Below are 13,233 nucleotides of genomic sequence, written 5' to 3' on the forward strand. Positions count from 1 at the left end.
ACTATTCAACACTTATTTTGAAATAAATCAAAAATAAGGGGTTGGATCGCTCACACCCGCCGCCGCGAAGCCTTCCGCACGCAGGCGGCAGCTGTCGCACTTGCCACAGGCACGGCCCTGATCGTCGGCCTGATAGCACGAAACGGTCAGCCCGTAGTCCACGCCAAGCTTCATACCCGCCTTGACGATGGCAGCCTTGCTGAGATTTTGCAGCGGCGCCTGGATGCGGAAACCTTGCCCTTCTACGCCAGCCTTGGTCGCCAGGTTCGCCATGCGCTCGAACGCCTCGACAAACTCCGGACGGCAATCCGGGTAGCCGGAATAATCCACGGCATTGACCCCAATGAAGATGTCACGGGCGCCAAGCACCTCGGCCCACCCCAAGGCCAGCGACAGGAACACGGTGTTGCGCGCCGGCACATAGGTCACCGGGATGCCTTCACTCGGGGCTTCGGGCACGTCGATGGAGCTGTCGGTCAGGGCCGAACCCCCAATGCCGTTGAGGTTCAGGCCGATCACCTTGTGCTCGACCACGCCCAGGTCCCGCGCCACCCGCTCGGCAGCTTGCAGCTCGGCACGATGGCGTTGGCCGTAATCGAAACTCATGGTGTAGCAGCGGTAACCTTCGGCACGGGCCATGGCCACGACAGTCGCCGAATCCAGGCCACCCGACAGCAGGATGACGGCACGTTTTTCGGTGGTCGATTGTTCAGTCATATCAGCGCCCCGGCTCATCGTTCCAAAGATATTTATGCAACTGCAATTGCAGGCGCACCGGCAGATTGTCCGCCACGATCCAGTCTGCCAGGTCACGGGCATTCAAGTCGTGATGGCTCGGCGACAACAACACTTCGCCGGCTCGCCGGTCGAGTCCGTACTGGATCAGCTTGGACACGGCCCAGTCATAGTCCTCTCGCGAGCAGATGACAAACTTGACCTGATCGTGGGCTGTCAGCAGCTCGATGTTCTCATAACGGTTGCGATGCGCTTCCTGGGAGCCTGGGGTTTTCAGGTCCACGACGCGGCTGACGCGCGGGTCGACGCTCGAAATATCCAGGGCACCGCTGGTTTCCAGCGAAACCTCGTAGCCGGCGTCGCACAATTGCTTGAGCAGGGGGATGACGTTGGGTTGTGCCAAAGGCTCGCCGCCCGTGACGCATACATAGCGCGGACGATAGCCGGCCACTTGCTCCAGGATATCGTCGAGGGTGCGCAAGGTACCGCCGCTGAACGCGTAGGCACTGTCACAGTATTGGCAACGCAACGGGCAGCCGGTGAGGCGCACGAATACCGTGGGCAGGCCGGCCGTTCGCGTTTCACCCTGCAACGAGTAAAAAACTTCGGTGATTCTCAATGTATCTTGCATAGTCGCCACGGGCGTAACAGCTAAACAGGCTGTCCGCCTCCGTCAGGCACTTCAAGGAACCCCGCCAACGCGTAGATCCCAAAAAGCGTGTTTCATAAAAAGGGCGTGAATTCTAACGAAAAAACCCGCGACAGGCGCGGGTTTCTTCGAAACGGGTCAAACAGCCTTACATGCGCTGCAAGTCGCGCTGCGCCAACTGGGCGGCGGAGGTACCCGGATACTGGGCCACCACTTGCTGCAGAATGCCCTTGACCTTGTCGGTGTGACCGAGGCGGCGCTCTACATCAGCGAGCTTGTACAGCGAATCCGGCACCTTGGCGTGCTTGGGGTACAGCTGGGAAACCTTGGCGAAGGCCTGGCCGGCACCTTGCAAGTCACCCTTGGCCAGGTTCACTTCACCCAACCAGTATTGGGCGTTGCCCGCGTACTGGCTGTTCGGGTATTTGCGCAGGAAAGCGGCAAAAGCCTGGCTGGCCTTGTCGAAATCCTTGGCCTTGATCAGGTCGAAGGCAGCGTCGTAATAGAGCTTTTCCTTCGCCGGATCGCCTGGCTCACCACTGGCAGCGGGTGCGGGAGCGGCTGCCCCCGCATTGGCGCCTGCGGCTGCACCGGGAGCGTTCAAGTCGCCACCGGCATGAGAATTCTCAGGAGTCGCGGCAGGTGCAACACCGCTTCCTATGCGCCGATCAAGATCCTGGTAGCGTTCCAGGTTTTCCTGCTTCATGCGCGAAATATCATTCTGCAGAACTTCGATCACGCCTTGCTGGCGCGACAGCTGATCCTGCATTTGTTGGAGCTGGTTGAACAGCTCGCCCTGTGCCGAGACAGGGGCCGAAACCCCTCCCCCGGCATAGGCGCCGTTCGTACCGTAACCTGCAGGCGGATAACTGCTCCCGCTATTGTTATAGCCGGAATCATTATCGACCACAGGAACCGCAGCCCACGCCGCAAGCGGCGCGAGGCTGAGAGCCAGGACAGTTACAGCACGACGGCACGTTCGCATGACGAATTACTTACGCAGTTCGACGCGACGGTTTTGAGCCCAGGACTGCTCGTCGTTGCCGGTAGCAACTGGACGCTCTTCGCCGTAGGAAACCAGTTCCAGCTGAGCTGGGGAAACACCTTGCAGTACCAGGTAGCGTTGAACGGCTTTCGCACGACGCTCGCCCAGTGCCATGTTGTACTCACGAGTACCACGTTCGTCGGTGTTGCCTTCCAGAACAACGCGAGCGCCGTTTGCTTTCAGGTCTTTGGCGTGAACGTCCAGAGCGCGCATGGCTTCTGGCTTCAGGTCCGAGCTGTCGTATTCGAAGTAGAAGGTGGTGATTGCGCGCAGAGCAGCTTCTTCGCTCAGGGAGCCATCAACTGCACCGGTGTTTGCGCCGTAACCAGCGTTCGGATCAACAGCGCCTTCACCAGCGTTGTCGCCGCCTTTGGAGGAGCAACCTACAGCTACAGCCATGGCCAGAGCCAGCGCAGCAAATTTACCAAACTTCAGCATTTCCATCGTGAAACTCCTAATGAACCCCAGTGTGTTAAGTAAAACGTATTACGCCGCGTCAGTTCAGGTAAGGGGACCAGGACGGTTCTCTGACTTCGCCTTGAGCGGTAGGAAGCGGGAGCCTCACGCGTCCATTAATGGACACGAGCATCAAGACTCCCCGGCCCTGCTGGCGGGTGGCGTAGATTACCATGGTGCCGTTGGGCGCAACAGTAGGTGACTCGTCCAGAGTGCTATCAGTGAGGATTTTTACGCTACCGCGCGCCATATCCTGGGCTGCCACCTTGAAATTGGTGAAACCATCCTGGCGATGAATCATGACCAGGGTCTTTTCGTCCGCCGACAGTTTAGGGTTGGCGTTGTAGTTACCCACGAACGTCACGCGCTCGGCACCGCCGCCACCGGCACTGGTCTTGTAGATCTGTGGCTTGCCGCCACGGTCGGAGGTGAAGTAGATGGTCGAGCCATCCTTGCCCCAGAACGGTTCGGTGTTGATGCCCGGGCCGCTGGTCACGCGCGAGATCGAGCGCGAAGCCAGGTTCATCACGTAGATGTCCGGGTTACCGTCCTTGGACAGCACGAACGCCAGGCGCGAACCGTCCGGCGACCAGGCAGGCGCGCCGTTCAGGCCTTCGAAGTTGGTGATCTGCTCGCGACGGCCAGTGTCGATGTGCTGGACGAAGATGCGCGGACGCTTCTGCTCGAACGACACATAGGCAATGCGCTTGCCATCGGGGGCGAAACGCGGCGACAGGATGGGCTCGCGCGATTGCAGCAGGGTCACCGCACGGGCGCCGTCATAGTCGGAGCGCTGCAGGGTGTAGCGGGTGTTGTTCTCGGAGAAGCGCTCGGCCGTCACGTAGAGCATCCGGGTGGAGAATGCGCCCTTGATGCCGGTGAGCTTCTCGAACGACTGGTCGGCGATGTAGTGCGCCATGTCGCGCAGTTGGTCAACGCCGCCCGACACGCTGCCGGTCAGCACTTGCTGCTCGGTGGCGACGTTGAACAGGGCGTATTGCACCTGCAGGCGACCGCCGGCCGGAACGATGCTGCCGACCATGATGTACTGGGCGCCCAGGGCCTTCCAGTCACGGTAGATGATTTCGCTGGCCTGGGTCGGCAGGCTGATCATGTTCTGCTTCGGAATCGGCGCGTAGTAACCCGAGTTGCGCAGGTCATTGCCGATGATTTCCGCCATGTCGTCCGGCAGGACGCTACCGCCCTGCCAGCCGAACGGTACGACGGCGATCGGGGTGGCCCGATCGCTGCCGCTGGTGACCAGGATGTTCTTTTCCTCTGCCATCGCCATCCCTGCCATGCAGAAGATAACGACAAGCATTGTTCGAAGAAGGTTTCTCACAAGGCTAGATCCTCAGGTGTGAATGTCATCTTGAATGAACGATAGGGAGCGAAGTCGCTCGGTTTCATTCCTTGCATTTCCGTCAATCGTCCAATGTTCTTGACCGCCGCGACCGCCGAAGCGTCGAACGGACCGTCGCCGCTGGACTTGGCCACGCTGACCGAAGTCACCGTACCGTCGGGCAACATGCCGATTTGCAACACGACCGTCATGCCTTTGCGCGCCGAAGGTGGACGGGTCCAGCCTTCCGCTGCACGGATCCGGATCAGGTCGTCATAATCGCCCGCCACTTGATCGCCAATTTCATCCGCCTTGGTCGCCTCACGCTCGGTCGTGTCCGAAAGCAGGTCTGCCAAGGCCTGGGCCTTCTTGTCTTCAGCAGACTTGCGCGCCGCATCCTGGGCCTTTTTCTTGGCGGCGTCGGCGGCGGCTTTCTTCTTCGCGTCTTCGGCGACTTTCTTTTTCGCCTCTTCGGCTTCGGCTTTCTTCTTGGCGTCTTCGGCAGCCTTCTTCTTGGCGTCCTCGACGATCTTTTTCTTCGCTTCTTCAGCGGCCGCTTTCTTGGCCTCTTCTTCAGCGGCTTTCTTGGCTTCTTCTTCGGCTTTCTTCTTGGCTATATCAGCCAATTGTTTCTCTTCTGCCTTTTTCGCCTCGGCGGCTTTCTTCGCATCATCGGCTTTCTTGGCTTCGTCAGCCTTCTTCGCCTCATCCGCTTTCTTCGCCTCGTCGGCCTTCTTGGCTTCCTCGGCCTTTTGAGCGGCTTCCTCTTTCTTTTGTTCCGCGGCCTTGATCGCTTCCTGCTCGACCTTTTTCTGCTCCAACTGCTCGGTTTCGGTCTGGCGCGCGGCCGACTTCTTCGCCTCACCCGCAATCTTCTGATTGGTCTGGGTGGTCGCCGGGCTTTTCGACTTGAGCTGGTACAGGGTCGCCTGCACGATCGGCTTGGCCGGCGGCAGTTCAGGCGTCATGGCAAAACTGACGAACAGCATGCCGAACACCAGCACGTGCAGGCTGATTGCCAGGACGCTGGGCCAGAAGTAGCTTTCCGAGGCGGACGGCTCTCGCTGTTGCTGCATCAGGGCGCCTCAGTGATCAAGCCAACGTTACCCACCCCGGCTTTCTGCAGACCGCCCATGGCGCCCATCACGGCACCGTAGTCGACGGACTTGTCGCCGCGAATGAAGACCTGGGTGCGCTTGCCGGCATCGTTGCCGGCACGGATGATCTTGGTCACCGCATCGGTCATCTGGGGCAAGGTCATGGCCCGGTCCTGCTGCTTCTCGGTGTCGACTTCACTGCCAAGGTTCCAGTAGTAGGTCTTGTCAGCCTTGATCGAAATGGTCAGGACCTGGGTGTTGTTGTCCTGCGGCAAGGCTTCGCTGGAAACCTTGGGCAGATCGACCTTCACGCCCTGATTGAGCATCGGCGCGGTCACCATGAAGATGACCAGCAGCACCAGCATCACGTCGATGTAGGGCACCACGTTCATCTCGGCAACCGGCTTGCGCTTGTTTCGGGCTCGAGCGATTAAAGCCATCGGGAAATACCTGCTTATTCTTCGCTGGTGTGCACTTTGCGGTGCAGGATCGCCTGGAATTCGTCGGCGAAGGTGTAGTAGCGGCCGATCAGCGTTTCACTGCGGGCAGCGAAGCGGTTGTAGGCGATAACGGCCGGGATCGCGGCGAACAGGCCGATCGCGGTGGCGACCAGGGCTTCAGCGATACCCGGAGCAACAGTGGCCAGGGTCGCCTGCTGCGCGGAGGCCAGGCCACGGAAGGAGTTCATGATCCCCCACACCGTACCGAACAGGCCGATATACGGGCTGACCGAACCGACAGTCGCCAGGAACGGCAGGCTCTGCTCGAGTTTTTCTTCCTCGCGCGAAATGGCTACGCGCATGGCACGGGCCACGCCTTCCATCACCGCTTCCGGGTCAACACCTGCCTGCTGGCGCAGACGGGAGAATTCCTTGAAGCCGGCACGAAAGATCTGCTCGACGCCCGAATCCGGGTCCGGGTTGCTCCCGGCCTGGCGATAGAGCTTGGACAGGTCGATACCGGACCAGAAGCGCTCTTCGAAGCTCTCCAGGGCTCGACGACCGGCGCGCAGCAAGTTGCTGCGCTGAAAGATCATGATCCACGAGGTCACCGATGCGGCTACCAGGGTCAGCATTACCAGTTGCACCACGACGCTGGCATTGCTGACCAGGCTCCACATGGAGGAATGGTCGACGACGTTAGCTTCCACGCTTTATCTCCTGCTCTGAGTGTGTACCCGCGCCGCTCACGCCGGCAAAGGCCGCACGTAGAGTTTCGGGAATGGCCCGGGGTTTCAAACTATGGGTGCGCACACAGGCCACCAGAAACTGCCCTTCACAGAGCAGCACATTATCCGTAGCCCGCCTGACCTGCTGCTTGAAGCGCAGGCTGGCACGGTTCAATTCGATGACATCGGCACTTACCAGCAATTCGTCGTCCAGTCGCGCCGGCGCGTGATAGCGCGCTTCGCTGGAATGCACGACGAATAACAGGTCCTCCCCCACCAGTGCGGATTGGGCAAAACCCAGTTCCCGCAGCCGCTCGGTTCGAGCCCGTTCCATAAACTTGAGGTAATTGACGTAGTAAACGATGCCGCCGGCATCGGTGTCCTCGTAATAAACGCGACAGCGATGTGCGAACGACTCCAGCCCGTTTTGCGCGCGCATACTCTAGTGCTTACTCCTCAGGTTGCCAATCGGCCAGGCAACTGTTTTTTCATTCTCGAGCCCATTGACGCTTCGGGTATCGCCTGGGACAGCACGAACCGGAAAAAAATCGATGTAAAAAGCTCGCTCAATCGTCCACGGCATCGAGGAATTCGTCTACCACCGGCATCTCGCCCATTCGTGTCGGGATGTTTAAGCCAAAATGCAGGTACGCATGGCGAGTCACGACGCGCCCGCGAGGGGTGCGCATGATATAGCCCTGCTGGATCAGGTACGGCTCCAGCACATCCTCGATGGTGTGACGCTCCTCGCTGATGGCCGCCGCCAGGCTGTCCACGCCCACCGGGCCGCCGTCGAACTTCTCGATCATGGTCAGCAGCAGGCGCCGGTCCTGATGGTCGAAGCCTCGCTCGTCGATGTCCAGCAGATTCAGCGCCAGGTCGGCAATCGGCTTGGTGATATGGCCCTTGGCCCGGACTTCGGCAAAATCCCGCACCCGGCGCAGCAGGCGGTTGGCGATTCGTGGCGTGCCCCGGGCCCGTCGGGCGACTTCATAAGCACCGTCCGGGTCCAGCGGCAAACCGAGAATGCCCGCCGAACGACTGACAATCGTCGCCAGGTCGGCATTGCTGTAGAACTCCAGGCGCTGGACGATACCGAAACGGTCCCGCAACGGGTTGGTCAGCATGCCGGCGCGAGTGGTGGCGCCCACCAGGGTGAACGGCGGCAGGTCCAGTTTGATGGAGCGCGCCGCCGGCCCTTCGCCGATCATGATGTCGAGCTGGAAATCTTCCATGGCCGGGTACAGCACTTCCTCGACGATCGGCGACAACCGATGGATTTCGTCGATGAACAGCACGTCATGGGGCTCAAGGTTGGTCAGCAGCGCCGCCAAATCACCCGGCCGCTCAAGGACGGGACCGGAAGTGCTCTTGATCGACACGCCCATTTCCTGGGCAATGATGTTGGCCAGGGTGGTCTTGCCCAGGCCCGGCGGACCGAAGATCAAGGTATGGTCCAACGACTCGCTGCGTCCACGGGCGGCCTGGATGAACAACTCCATCTGCTCGCGCACGGTCGGCTGGCCGATGTAGTCGGCCAGGCTGACGGGGCGAATCGCCCGGTCCTGGACATCCTCGCGGTCACGAGGCGCCCCCGTGGCAGCAATCAGGCGATCGGCTTCTATCACTTAGATCATCCCCTTCAGGGCGCGACGAATCATGTCTTCGCTGCTCAAGCCTTTCTCCTTGATGGCAGAAACCGCCTTGCTGGCTTCCTGCGGCTTGTAGCCCAGGGAGATCAGCGCGCTGACCGCATCGTTTTCAGCATTGTTGACGGGAACGGGCGCGTCCGGCTGGTTCGGCACCAGGGCGAACATGGCCGGCACCGCTTCCCAGGCCTTGAAGCGATCCTTGAGTTCGACCAGCAGGCGCTCGGCGGTTTTTTTGCCCACGCCTGGCACCTTGGTCAGGGCCGAGGTGTCCTGGGACTGCACGCAACGGACCAGTTCGTCGACTTCCAGGCTCGACATCAAGGCCAGGGCCAGTTTCGGACCCACGCCATTGAGACGGATCAACTCGCGAAAAAAGTCTCGCTCGCGCTTGCCGACGAAGCCATAGAGTAACTGCGCATCCTCGCGCACGACCAAATGGGTGTGCAGCGTCAGCGGCTCACCGACCGACGGCAAGCGATACAGCGTGGTCATGGGCACTTCCAGCTCATAGCCCAGGCCGTTTACATCCAGAATCAGGTGCGGCGGCTGTTTTTCAGCCAGGGTGCCGCGCAAGCGTCCAATCACGTTTCAGATCCTTGGGCGTTGACCAGCCGCTGGCTGGCGAGTAACAGCCGGGGCATGGCGGGCCGACGACACAGGCACCACATACTCGGGCTCATGAATGATTGCGCAGATGCTATCAGAGACGCAGGCGCCCGCCACGACTGCGTGCGGTTCCCAGTCCATGAGGCATCAGGCTGGAGCGGGTGTGGGCATGGCAAATGGCGATGGCCAGGGCGTCGGAAGCGTCGATCTGCGGCTTGCTGACCAGCTTCAACAGGTGCATCACCATCATTTGCACCTGTTCCTTGTTCGCCGCGCCTGTTCCTACGACCGCCTGCTTGACCTGGGTTGCGGTGTATTCGGCGATTTCCAGGTTTTCCTCGGCCCCGGCCACGATGGCCGCGCCCCGCGCTTGCCCCAGCTTCAGGGCGGAGTCGGCGTTGCGCGCCATGAACACCCTTTCGATCCCCATGGTCACCGGGCCGTACGTCTGGATAACCTCGCGCACGCCGCGATAAACGATCTGCAGGCGCTCGTGCAATTCACCCGCACCGGTGCGGATGCAACCAGACGCAACGTACACGCAGCCGCGCCCCGTGTCGCGAACCACACCGTAGCCGGTGATGCGCGAGCCTGGGTCGATACCAAGGATTAAAGTCATGACGCCTGCGAAAGGTAATACGGTTGCAAGTGAGGATACAGCAAGGGTTTACCCCAGTGCCGGTCGTGCATGATATGTAAAGTCGAGCAATATTCCTGTGGCGAGGGGATTTATCCCCGCTGGCTGCGTAGCAGCCTCAAAACAGCTAACTCAATCTGTCTGATACACCGAGGTGCTAGATTGGGGTCGCTGCGCGACCCAGCGGGGATAAATCCCCTCGCCACAGGGTTGCGCTCAGTTGACCAAGCTGGGGTCAGCCGAGCTGCTGCGCCACCGACTCCGGAATATCGGCATTGGAGTAGACGTTCTGCACGTCATCCAGGTCCTCAAGCATGTCGATCAGCTTGAGCACCTTTTCGGCGCCTTCCAGGTCGAGTTCGGCACTGGTGGTCGGTTGCATGACGATTTCCGCGTCGGCGGGCTTGAAACCGGCCGCCTCCAGGGCGTTGCGCACGGCATAGAAGCTGGCGAACGACGTAAACACCTCGAACGAACCGTCCTCGTGACTGACCACGTCATCCGCGTCGGCTTCCAGGGCCGCCTCTGTCAGGGCGTCCTCATCCAGGCCCGGCGCAAAGCTGATCTGCCCCTTGCGTTCGAACAGGTAGGCCACCGAACCGTCGGTACCCAGGTTGCCACCGCACTTGCTGAACGCATGACGCACGGCCGCCGCGGTACGGTTGCGGTTGTCGGTCATGCACTCGACCATCACCGCTACGCCGCCCGGGCCGTAACCTTCGTAGGTCAGCTCTTCAACGTTGTCAGCCTCGGTCGCACCGGCGCCACGGGCGACGGCCCGGTCGATGATGTCGCGGCTCATGTTGGCACCCAGCGCCTTGTCCAAGGCCAGGCGCAAGCGCGGGTTGGAACCCGGATCGCCGCCACCCTGGCGGGCCGCGACCGTCAGCTCACGGATCCACTTGGTGAAGATCTTGCCCCTCTTGGCATCCTGACGTTCTTTGCGGTGCTTGATGTTCGCCCACTTGGAATGACCTGCCATAACTCGCTCCGGTTTTTCTTTGGAACATTGCCCGCCCTGCACGGATGCAGCGGCCAGCAATCAGAAATATCGACATCAATGAAAAGGCGCATCCGAAGATGCGCCCTCTCAGGTGCCAGCCTTACTCAGCCTTCGGCTGTTCACGCAAACGAATGTGCAACTCGCGCAGTGCCTTGGCATCCACCACACCCGGCGCCTGGGTCATGACATCGGCCGCGCTCTGGGTTTTCGGGAATGCGATCACTTCACGGATCGACTGTGCGCCGGTCATCAGCATCACCAGGCGGTCCAGGCCGAAGGCCAGGCCACCGTGGGGCGGTGCACCGTACTTCAGCGCGTCGAGCAGGAAGCCGAACTTCTCTTCCTGTTCCGCTTCGTCGATGCCCAGCAGACGGAACACCGCCTGTTGCATTTCCTTGCGATGGATACGAATCGAACCGCCACCCAGCTCGGTGCCGTTGAGGACCATGTCGTAGGCGCGCGACAGAGCGGTGGCCGGGTTGGCCTCCAGCTCTTGCGGCGAGCACTTCGGCGCGGTGAACGGGTGGTGCAGCGCGGAGAAACTGCCGTCGTCGTTCTCTTCGAACATCGGGAAGTCCACGACCCACATCGGCGCCCACTCGCAGGTCAGCAGCTTCAAGTCGTGACCCAGCTTGATACGCAGCGCGCCCAGGGCTTCGCTGACGATCTTGGCCTTGTCGGCGCCGAAGAACACGATGTCGCCGTCAACCGCACCGACGCGATCGAGGATCACGTTCAGGTTGGCCTCGGGGATGTTCTTGACGATTGGCGATTGCAGGCCATCGACGCCCGCAGCACGCTCGTTGACCTTGATGTACGCCAGGCCCTTGGCACCGTAGATGCCGACGAACTTGGTGTAGTCGTCGATCTGCTTGCGCGGCATGCTCGCGCCGCCTGGAACACGCAGGGCCGCGATACGGCATTTCGGGTCGTTGGCCGGGCCGCTGAACACCTTGAACTCGACTTCCTTGAGCTGGTCGGCCACATCCACCAGTTCCAGCGGGATGCGCAGGTCTGGCTTGTCGGAACCGTAGCGGCGCATGGCTTCTTCGTAAGTCATGTGCGGGAACTCGCCGAACTCCAGACCCAGCACTTCCTTGAACAGGTTGCGGATCATGCCCTCGGTCAGGCCCATGATGTCTTTTTCGTCGAGGAAGCTGGTCTCGATGTCGATCTGAGTGAACTCAGGCTGACGGTCGGCACGCAGGTCTTCGTCGCGGAAGCACTTGGCGATCTGGTAGTAGCGGTCGAAGCCGGCCACCATCAACAGCTGCTTGAACAGTTGTGGCGATTGCGGCAGGGCGAAGAAGCTGCCGGGGTGGGTGCGGCTCGGGACCAGGTAGTCGCGGGCACCTTCCGGCGTGGCGCGGGTCAGGATCGGCGTCTCGACGTCGAGGAAGCCGTTCTCGTCCAGGTAGCGACGGATGCTGGTGGTCATGCGCGAACGCAGGCGCAGCTTCTCGGCCATTTCCGGGCGACGCAGGTCGATGAAGCGGTAGCGCAGGCGGGTTTCCTCGCCCACGTCGGAGTATTCGTTGAGCGGGAACGGCGGGGTTTCCGCTTCGTTGAGCACTTCCAGCTCATGGCCCAGCACTTCGATCATGCCGGAGGCCATGTTGGCGTTCCCGGCACCGGCCGGACGCAGGCGCACCTTGCCGGTGATCTTGACGACGTATTCGCTGCGCACGCGGTCGGCGGTGGCGAAGGTTTGAGCGCGGTCCGGGTCGAACACCACCTGGGCCAGGCCTTCACGATCACGGATATCGAGGAAAATCACCCCGCCATGGTCACGGCGACGATGAACCCATCCGCAAAGAGTAACTTCCTGACCTTCCAGGCTTTCGTTCAGTTGGCCGCAATAATGGCTGCGCATCATGGTAGTGGTTTCACTTCTCGTAATTCGACATTCGGTTGGAGGACCTGCCGTGCAAGCACTCGCGCGTGTTCAACTCAATCAGCTTTGTCGCCACCGGCCAGGTTTTTCTTGGCGCCGGTCTTGAAGTCGGTTTCATACCAGCCCGTGCCGCCAAGGCGGAAACCGGGCATGGACAGCATTTTCTTCAGCTCTGGCGCCTGGCAGGCAGGGCAGTCGACCAGCGGTGCCGCGCTGATCTTTTGAATCGCTTCCATCTGATGACCACAGGAAGCGCATTGGTAGTCGTACATCGGCATGGGGGTTGTCTCGGCGATCAGGTTACAAGCGCAAAGGCGGGGCCTTGCGGCAAAGAGCGGGATTATATCCATTAAATGCAGCCTGTGCAGCCGTAGGAGTTGCCGAGTGCAACAAGGCAGCTCCTACGCCGCTCCTGCGGCCTGCGCCAGGGTCAACCCTGAGCTTGGCGGGCCGAGGCACTCAATGCTTCATCCCGGCCGCCTTCAAGCTGTGCACCACACAGACCACGCGCACCAACCCGCTGAAATTGCGTACCCCGCCATGGCGCAGGTGCACCTCCCGGTCCACATGGGACAGCAAGGCACTGATGGAACAGCTGTTGAGCTGAGCCATGTCGCCGAGAATATCCCAATAGACCCGTTCCAGCCGAAGACAGGTGGCGAACCCGTTCAGGCGGATGGATCGGGCCAGGGGATGGGCCAGTTTCATATCGAACCCCCTGACGAACGGTTCGACATTCAGGGGACGCAAGCGCTCTCGCCCGCCTTCGGTGGGCTCTTTTCCTTGGATCATACCGTTGACACTCCTTTGCCATACGAACCTCTCGATTGGAACAACCAACCTGCGGTTCTATGGAAGCTCAACGGCACCCCCAGTTCCAGATGACTTTATGACCATCGATGTAGGACAAGCCAACAGTTGGCCTGCGACGAATTACGTCGTCCTACCC

General features: G+C 60.7%; 16 protein-coding genes. All 16 read right to left on the reverse strand.

The genetic code is table 11. The features are described 5' to 3' along the window. Positions 1–27: 27 nt before the first annotated feature. Positions 28–717: a 7-cyano-7-deazaguanine synthase QueC gene (queC, locus tag ACODSJ_RS04160; protein WP_489100514.1), complete on the reverse strand. Its 690-nt coding sequence runs from the start codon at positions 715–717 to the stop codon at positions 28–30. 1 nt (position 718) lies between these two features. Next, entirely contained in the window at positions 719–1,366 is a 648-nt protein-coding gene (queE, locus tag ACODSJ_RS04165; protein WP_489100515.1) for a 7-carboxy-7-deazaguanine synthase QueE, read from the reverse strand. A gap of 166 nt (positions 1,367–1,532) precedes the next feature. Beyond that, positions 1,533–2,369 carry a tol-pal system protein YbgF gene (ybgF, locus tag ACODSJ_RS04170; RefSeq protein ID WP_489100516.1) on the reverse strand — a complete coding sequence of 279 codons (837 nt, stop codon included), beginning with the start codon at positions 2,367–2,369 and terminating at the stop codon, positions 1,533–1,535. Positions 2,370–2,375: 6 nt separating this feature from the next. Next, positions 2,376–2,873 carry a peptidoglycan-associated lipoprotein Pal gene (gene pal / locus ACODSJ_RS04175; protein ID WP_003178634.1) on the reverse strand — a complete coding sequence of 166 codons (498 nt, stop codon included), beginning with the start codon at positions 2,871–2,873 and terminating at the stop codon, positions 2,376–2,378. A gap of 52 nt (positions 2,874–2,925) precedes the next feature. Next, the gene (tolB, locus tag ACODSJ_RS04180) at positions 2,926–4,206 is read right to left on the reverse strand and encodes a Tol-Pal system beta propeller repeat protein TolB (protein WP_489100517.1); all 1,281 of its coding nucleotides are present in this window, start codon (positions 4,204–4,206) and stop codon (positions 2,926–2,928) included. Positions 4,207–4,223: 17 nt separating this feature from the next. Next, entirely contained in the window at positions 4,224–5,303 is a 1,080-nt protein-coding gene (gene tolA / locus ACODSJ_RS04185; protein ID WP_489100518.1) for a cell envelope integrity protein TolA, read from the reverse strand. Beyond that, on the reverse strand, positions 5,303–5,755 hold the full coding sequence (gene tolR, locus ACODSJ_RS04190) for a protein TolR (RefSeq protein WP_260959320.1): 453 nt from the start codon (positions 5,753–5,755) through the stop codon (positions 5,303–5,305). The genes tolA and tolR overlap by 1 nt, the downstream gene beginning before the upstream one ends. Before the next feature lie 23 nt (positions 5,756–5,778). Continuing rightward, on the reverse strand, positions 5,779–6,474 hold the full coding sequence (tolQ, locus tag ACODSJ_RS04195; RefSeq protein WP_489100519.1) for a protein TolQ: 696 nt from the start codon (positions 6,472–6,474) through the stop codon (positions 5,779–5,781). Further along, positions 6,464–6,931 (reverse strand): tol-pal system-associated acyl-CoA thioesterase, encoded by a 468-nt coding sequence (gene ybgC / locus ACODSJ_RS04200; protein WP_489100520.1) that lies wholly within the window; start codon positions 6,929–6,931, stop codon positions 6,464–6,466. Before ybgC ends, tolQ begins: the two co-directional genes overlap by 11 nt. Before the next feature lie 127 nt (positions 6,932–7,058). Then, positions 7,059–8,120: a Holliday junction branch migration DNA helicase RuvB gene (gene ruvB, locus ACODSJ_RS04205; RefSeq protein ID WP_489100521.1), complete on the reverse strand. Its 1,062-nt coding sequence runs from the start codon at positions 8,118–8,120 to the stop codon at positions 7,059–7,061. After that, entirely contained in the window at positions 8,121–8,729 is a 609-nt protein-coding gene (gene ruvA, locus ACODSJ_RS04210; RefSeq protein WP_260959132.1) for a Holliday junction branch migration protein RuvA, read from the reverse strand. Between the two features lie 115 nt (positions 8,730–8,844). After that, positions 8,845–9,369: a crossover junction endodeoxyribonuclease RuvC gene (ruvC, locus tag ACODSJ_RS04215; RefSeq protein WP_489100522.1), complete on the reverse strand. Its 525-nt coding sequence runs from the start codon at positions 9,367–9,369 to the stop codon at positions 8,845–8,847. A gap of 253 nt (positions 9,370–9,622) precedes the next feature. Then, on the reverse strand, positions 9,623–10,369 hold the full coding sequence (locus ACODSJ_RS04220) for a YebC/PmpR family DNA-binding transcriptional regulator (protein ID WP_489100523.1): 747 nt from the start codon (positions 10,367–10,369) through the stop codon (positions 9,623–9,625). Positions 10,370–10,490: 121 nt separating this feature from the next. Beyond that, entirely contained in the window at positions 10,491–12,266 is a 1,776-nt protein-coding gene (gene aspS / locus ACODSJ_RS04225; RefSeq protein ID WP_489100524.1) for an aspartate--tRNA ligase, read from the reverse strand. A 74-nt stretch (positions 12,267–12,340) separates the two neighbouring features. Next, positions 12,341–12,562, reverse strand: a complete 222-nt coding sequence (locus ACODSJ_RS04230; protein WP_003178589.1) for an FmdB family zinc ribbon protein — start codon at positions 12,560–12,562, stop codon at positions 12,341–12,343. A 181-nt stretch (positions 12,563–12,743) separates the two neighbouring features. Then, a complete protein-coding gene (locus ACODSJ_RS04235) occupies positions 12,744–13,076 on the reverse strand; it encodes a ribbon-helix-helix domain-containing protein (RefSeq protein ID WP_489100525.1) in 333 nt (110 codons plus the stop codon). Positions 13,077–13,233 lie beyond the last annotated feature (157 nt).

This window comes from Pseudomonas sp. FG6 (genome assembly GCF_057809015.1).

Coding starts and splice junctions, on each gene's coding strand:
- ACODSJ_RS04235 (WP_489100525.1), bottom strand. CDS start 13,076: ATGATCCAAGGAAAAGAGCCCACCGAAGGCGGGCGAGAGCGCTTGCGT.
- ybgC (WP_489100520.1), bottom strand. CDS start 6,931: ATGCGCGCGCAAAACGGGCTGGAGTCGTTCGCACATCGCTGTCGCGTT.
- aspS (WP_489100524.1), bottom strand. CDS start 12,266: ATGATGCGCAGCCATTATTGCGGCCAACTGAACGAAAGCCTGGAAGGT.
- queE (WP_489100515.1), bottom strand. CDS start 1,366: ATGCAAGATACATTGAGAATCACCGAAGTTTTTTACTCGTTGCAGGGT.
- ACODSJ_RS04230 (WP_003178589.1), bottom strand. CDS start 12,562: ATGCCGATGTACGACTACCAATGCGCTTCCTGTGGTCATCAGATGGAA.
- tolB (WP_489100517.1), bottom strand. CDS start 4,206: ATGCTTGTCGTTATCTTCTGCATGGCAGGGATGGCGATGGCAGAGGAA.
- ruvC (WP_489100522.1), bottom strand. CDS start 9,369: ATGACTTTAATCCTTGGTATCGACCCAGGCTCGCGCATCACCGGCTAC.
- pal (WP_003178634.1), bottom strand. CDS start 2,873: ATGGAAATGCTGAAGTTTGGTAAATTTGCTGCGCTGGCTCTGGCCATG.
- ybgF (WP_489100516.1), bottom strand. CDS start 2,369: ATGCGAACGTGCCGTCGTGCTGTAACTGTCCTGGCTCTCAGCCTCGCG.
- ACODSJ_RS04220 (WP_489100523.1), bottom strand. CDS start 10,369: ATGGCAGGTCATTCCAAGTGGGCGAACATCAAGCACCGCAAAGAACGT.
- tolA (WP_489100518.1), bottom strand. CDS start 5,303: ATGCAGCAACAGCGAGAGCCGTCCGCCTCGGAAAGCTACTTCTGGCCC.
- queC (WP_489100514.1), bottom strand. CDS start 717: ATGACTGAACAATCGACCACCGAAAAACGTGCCGTCATCCTGCTGTCG.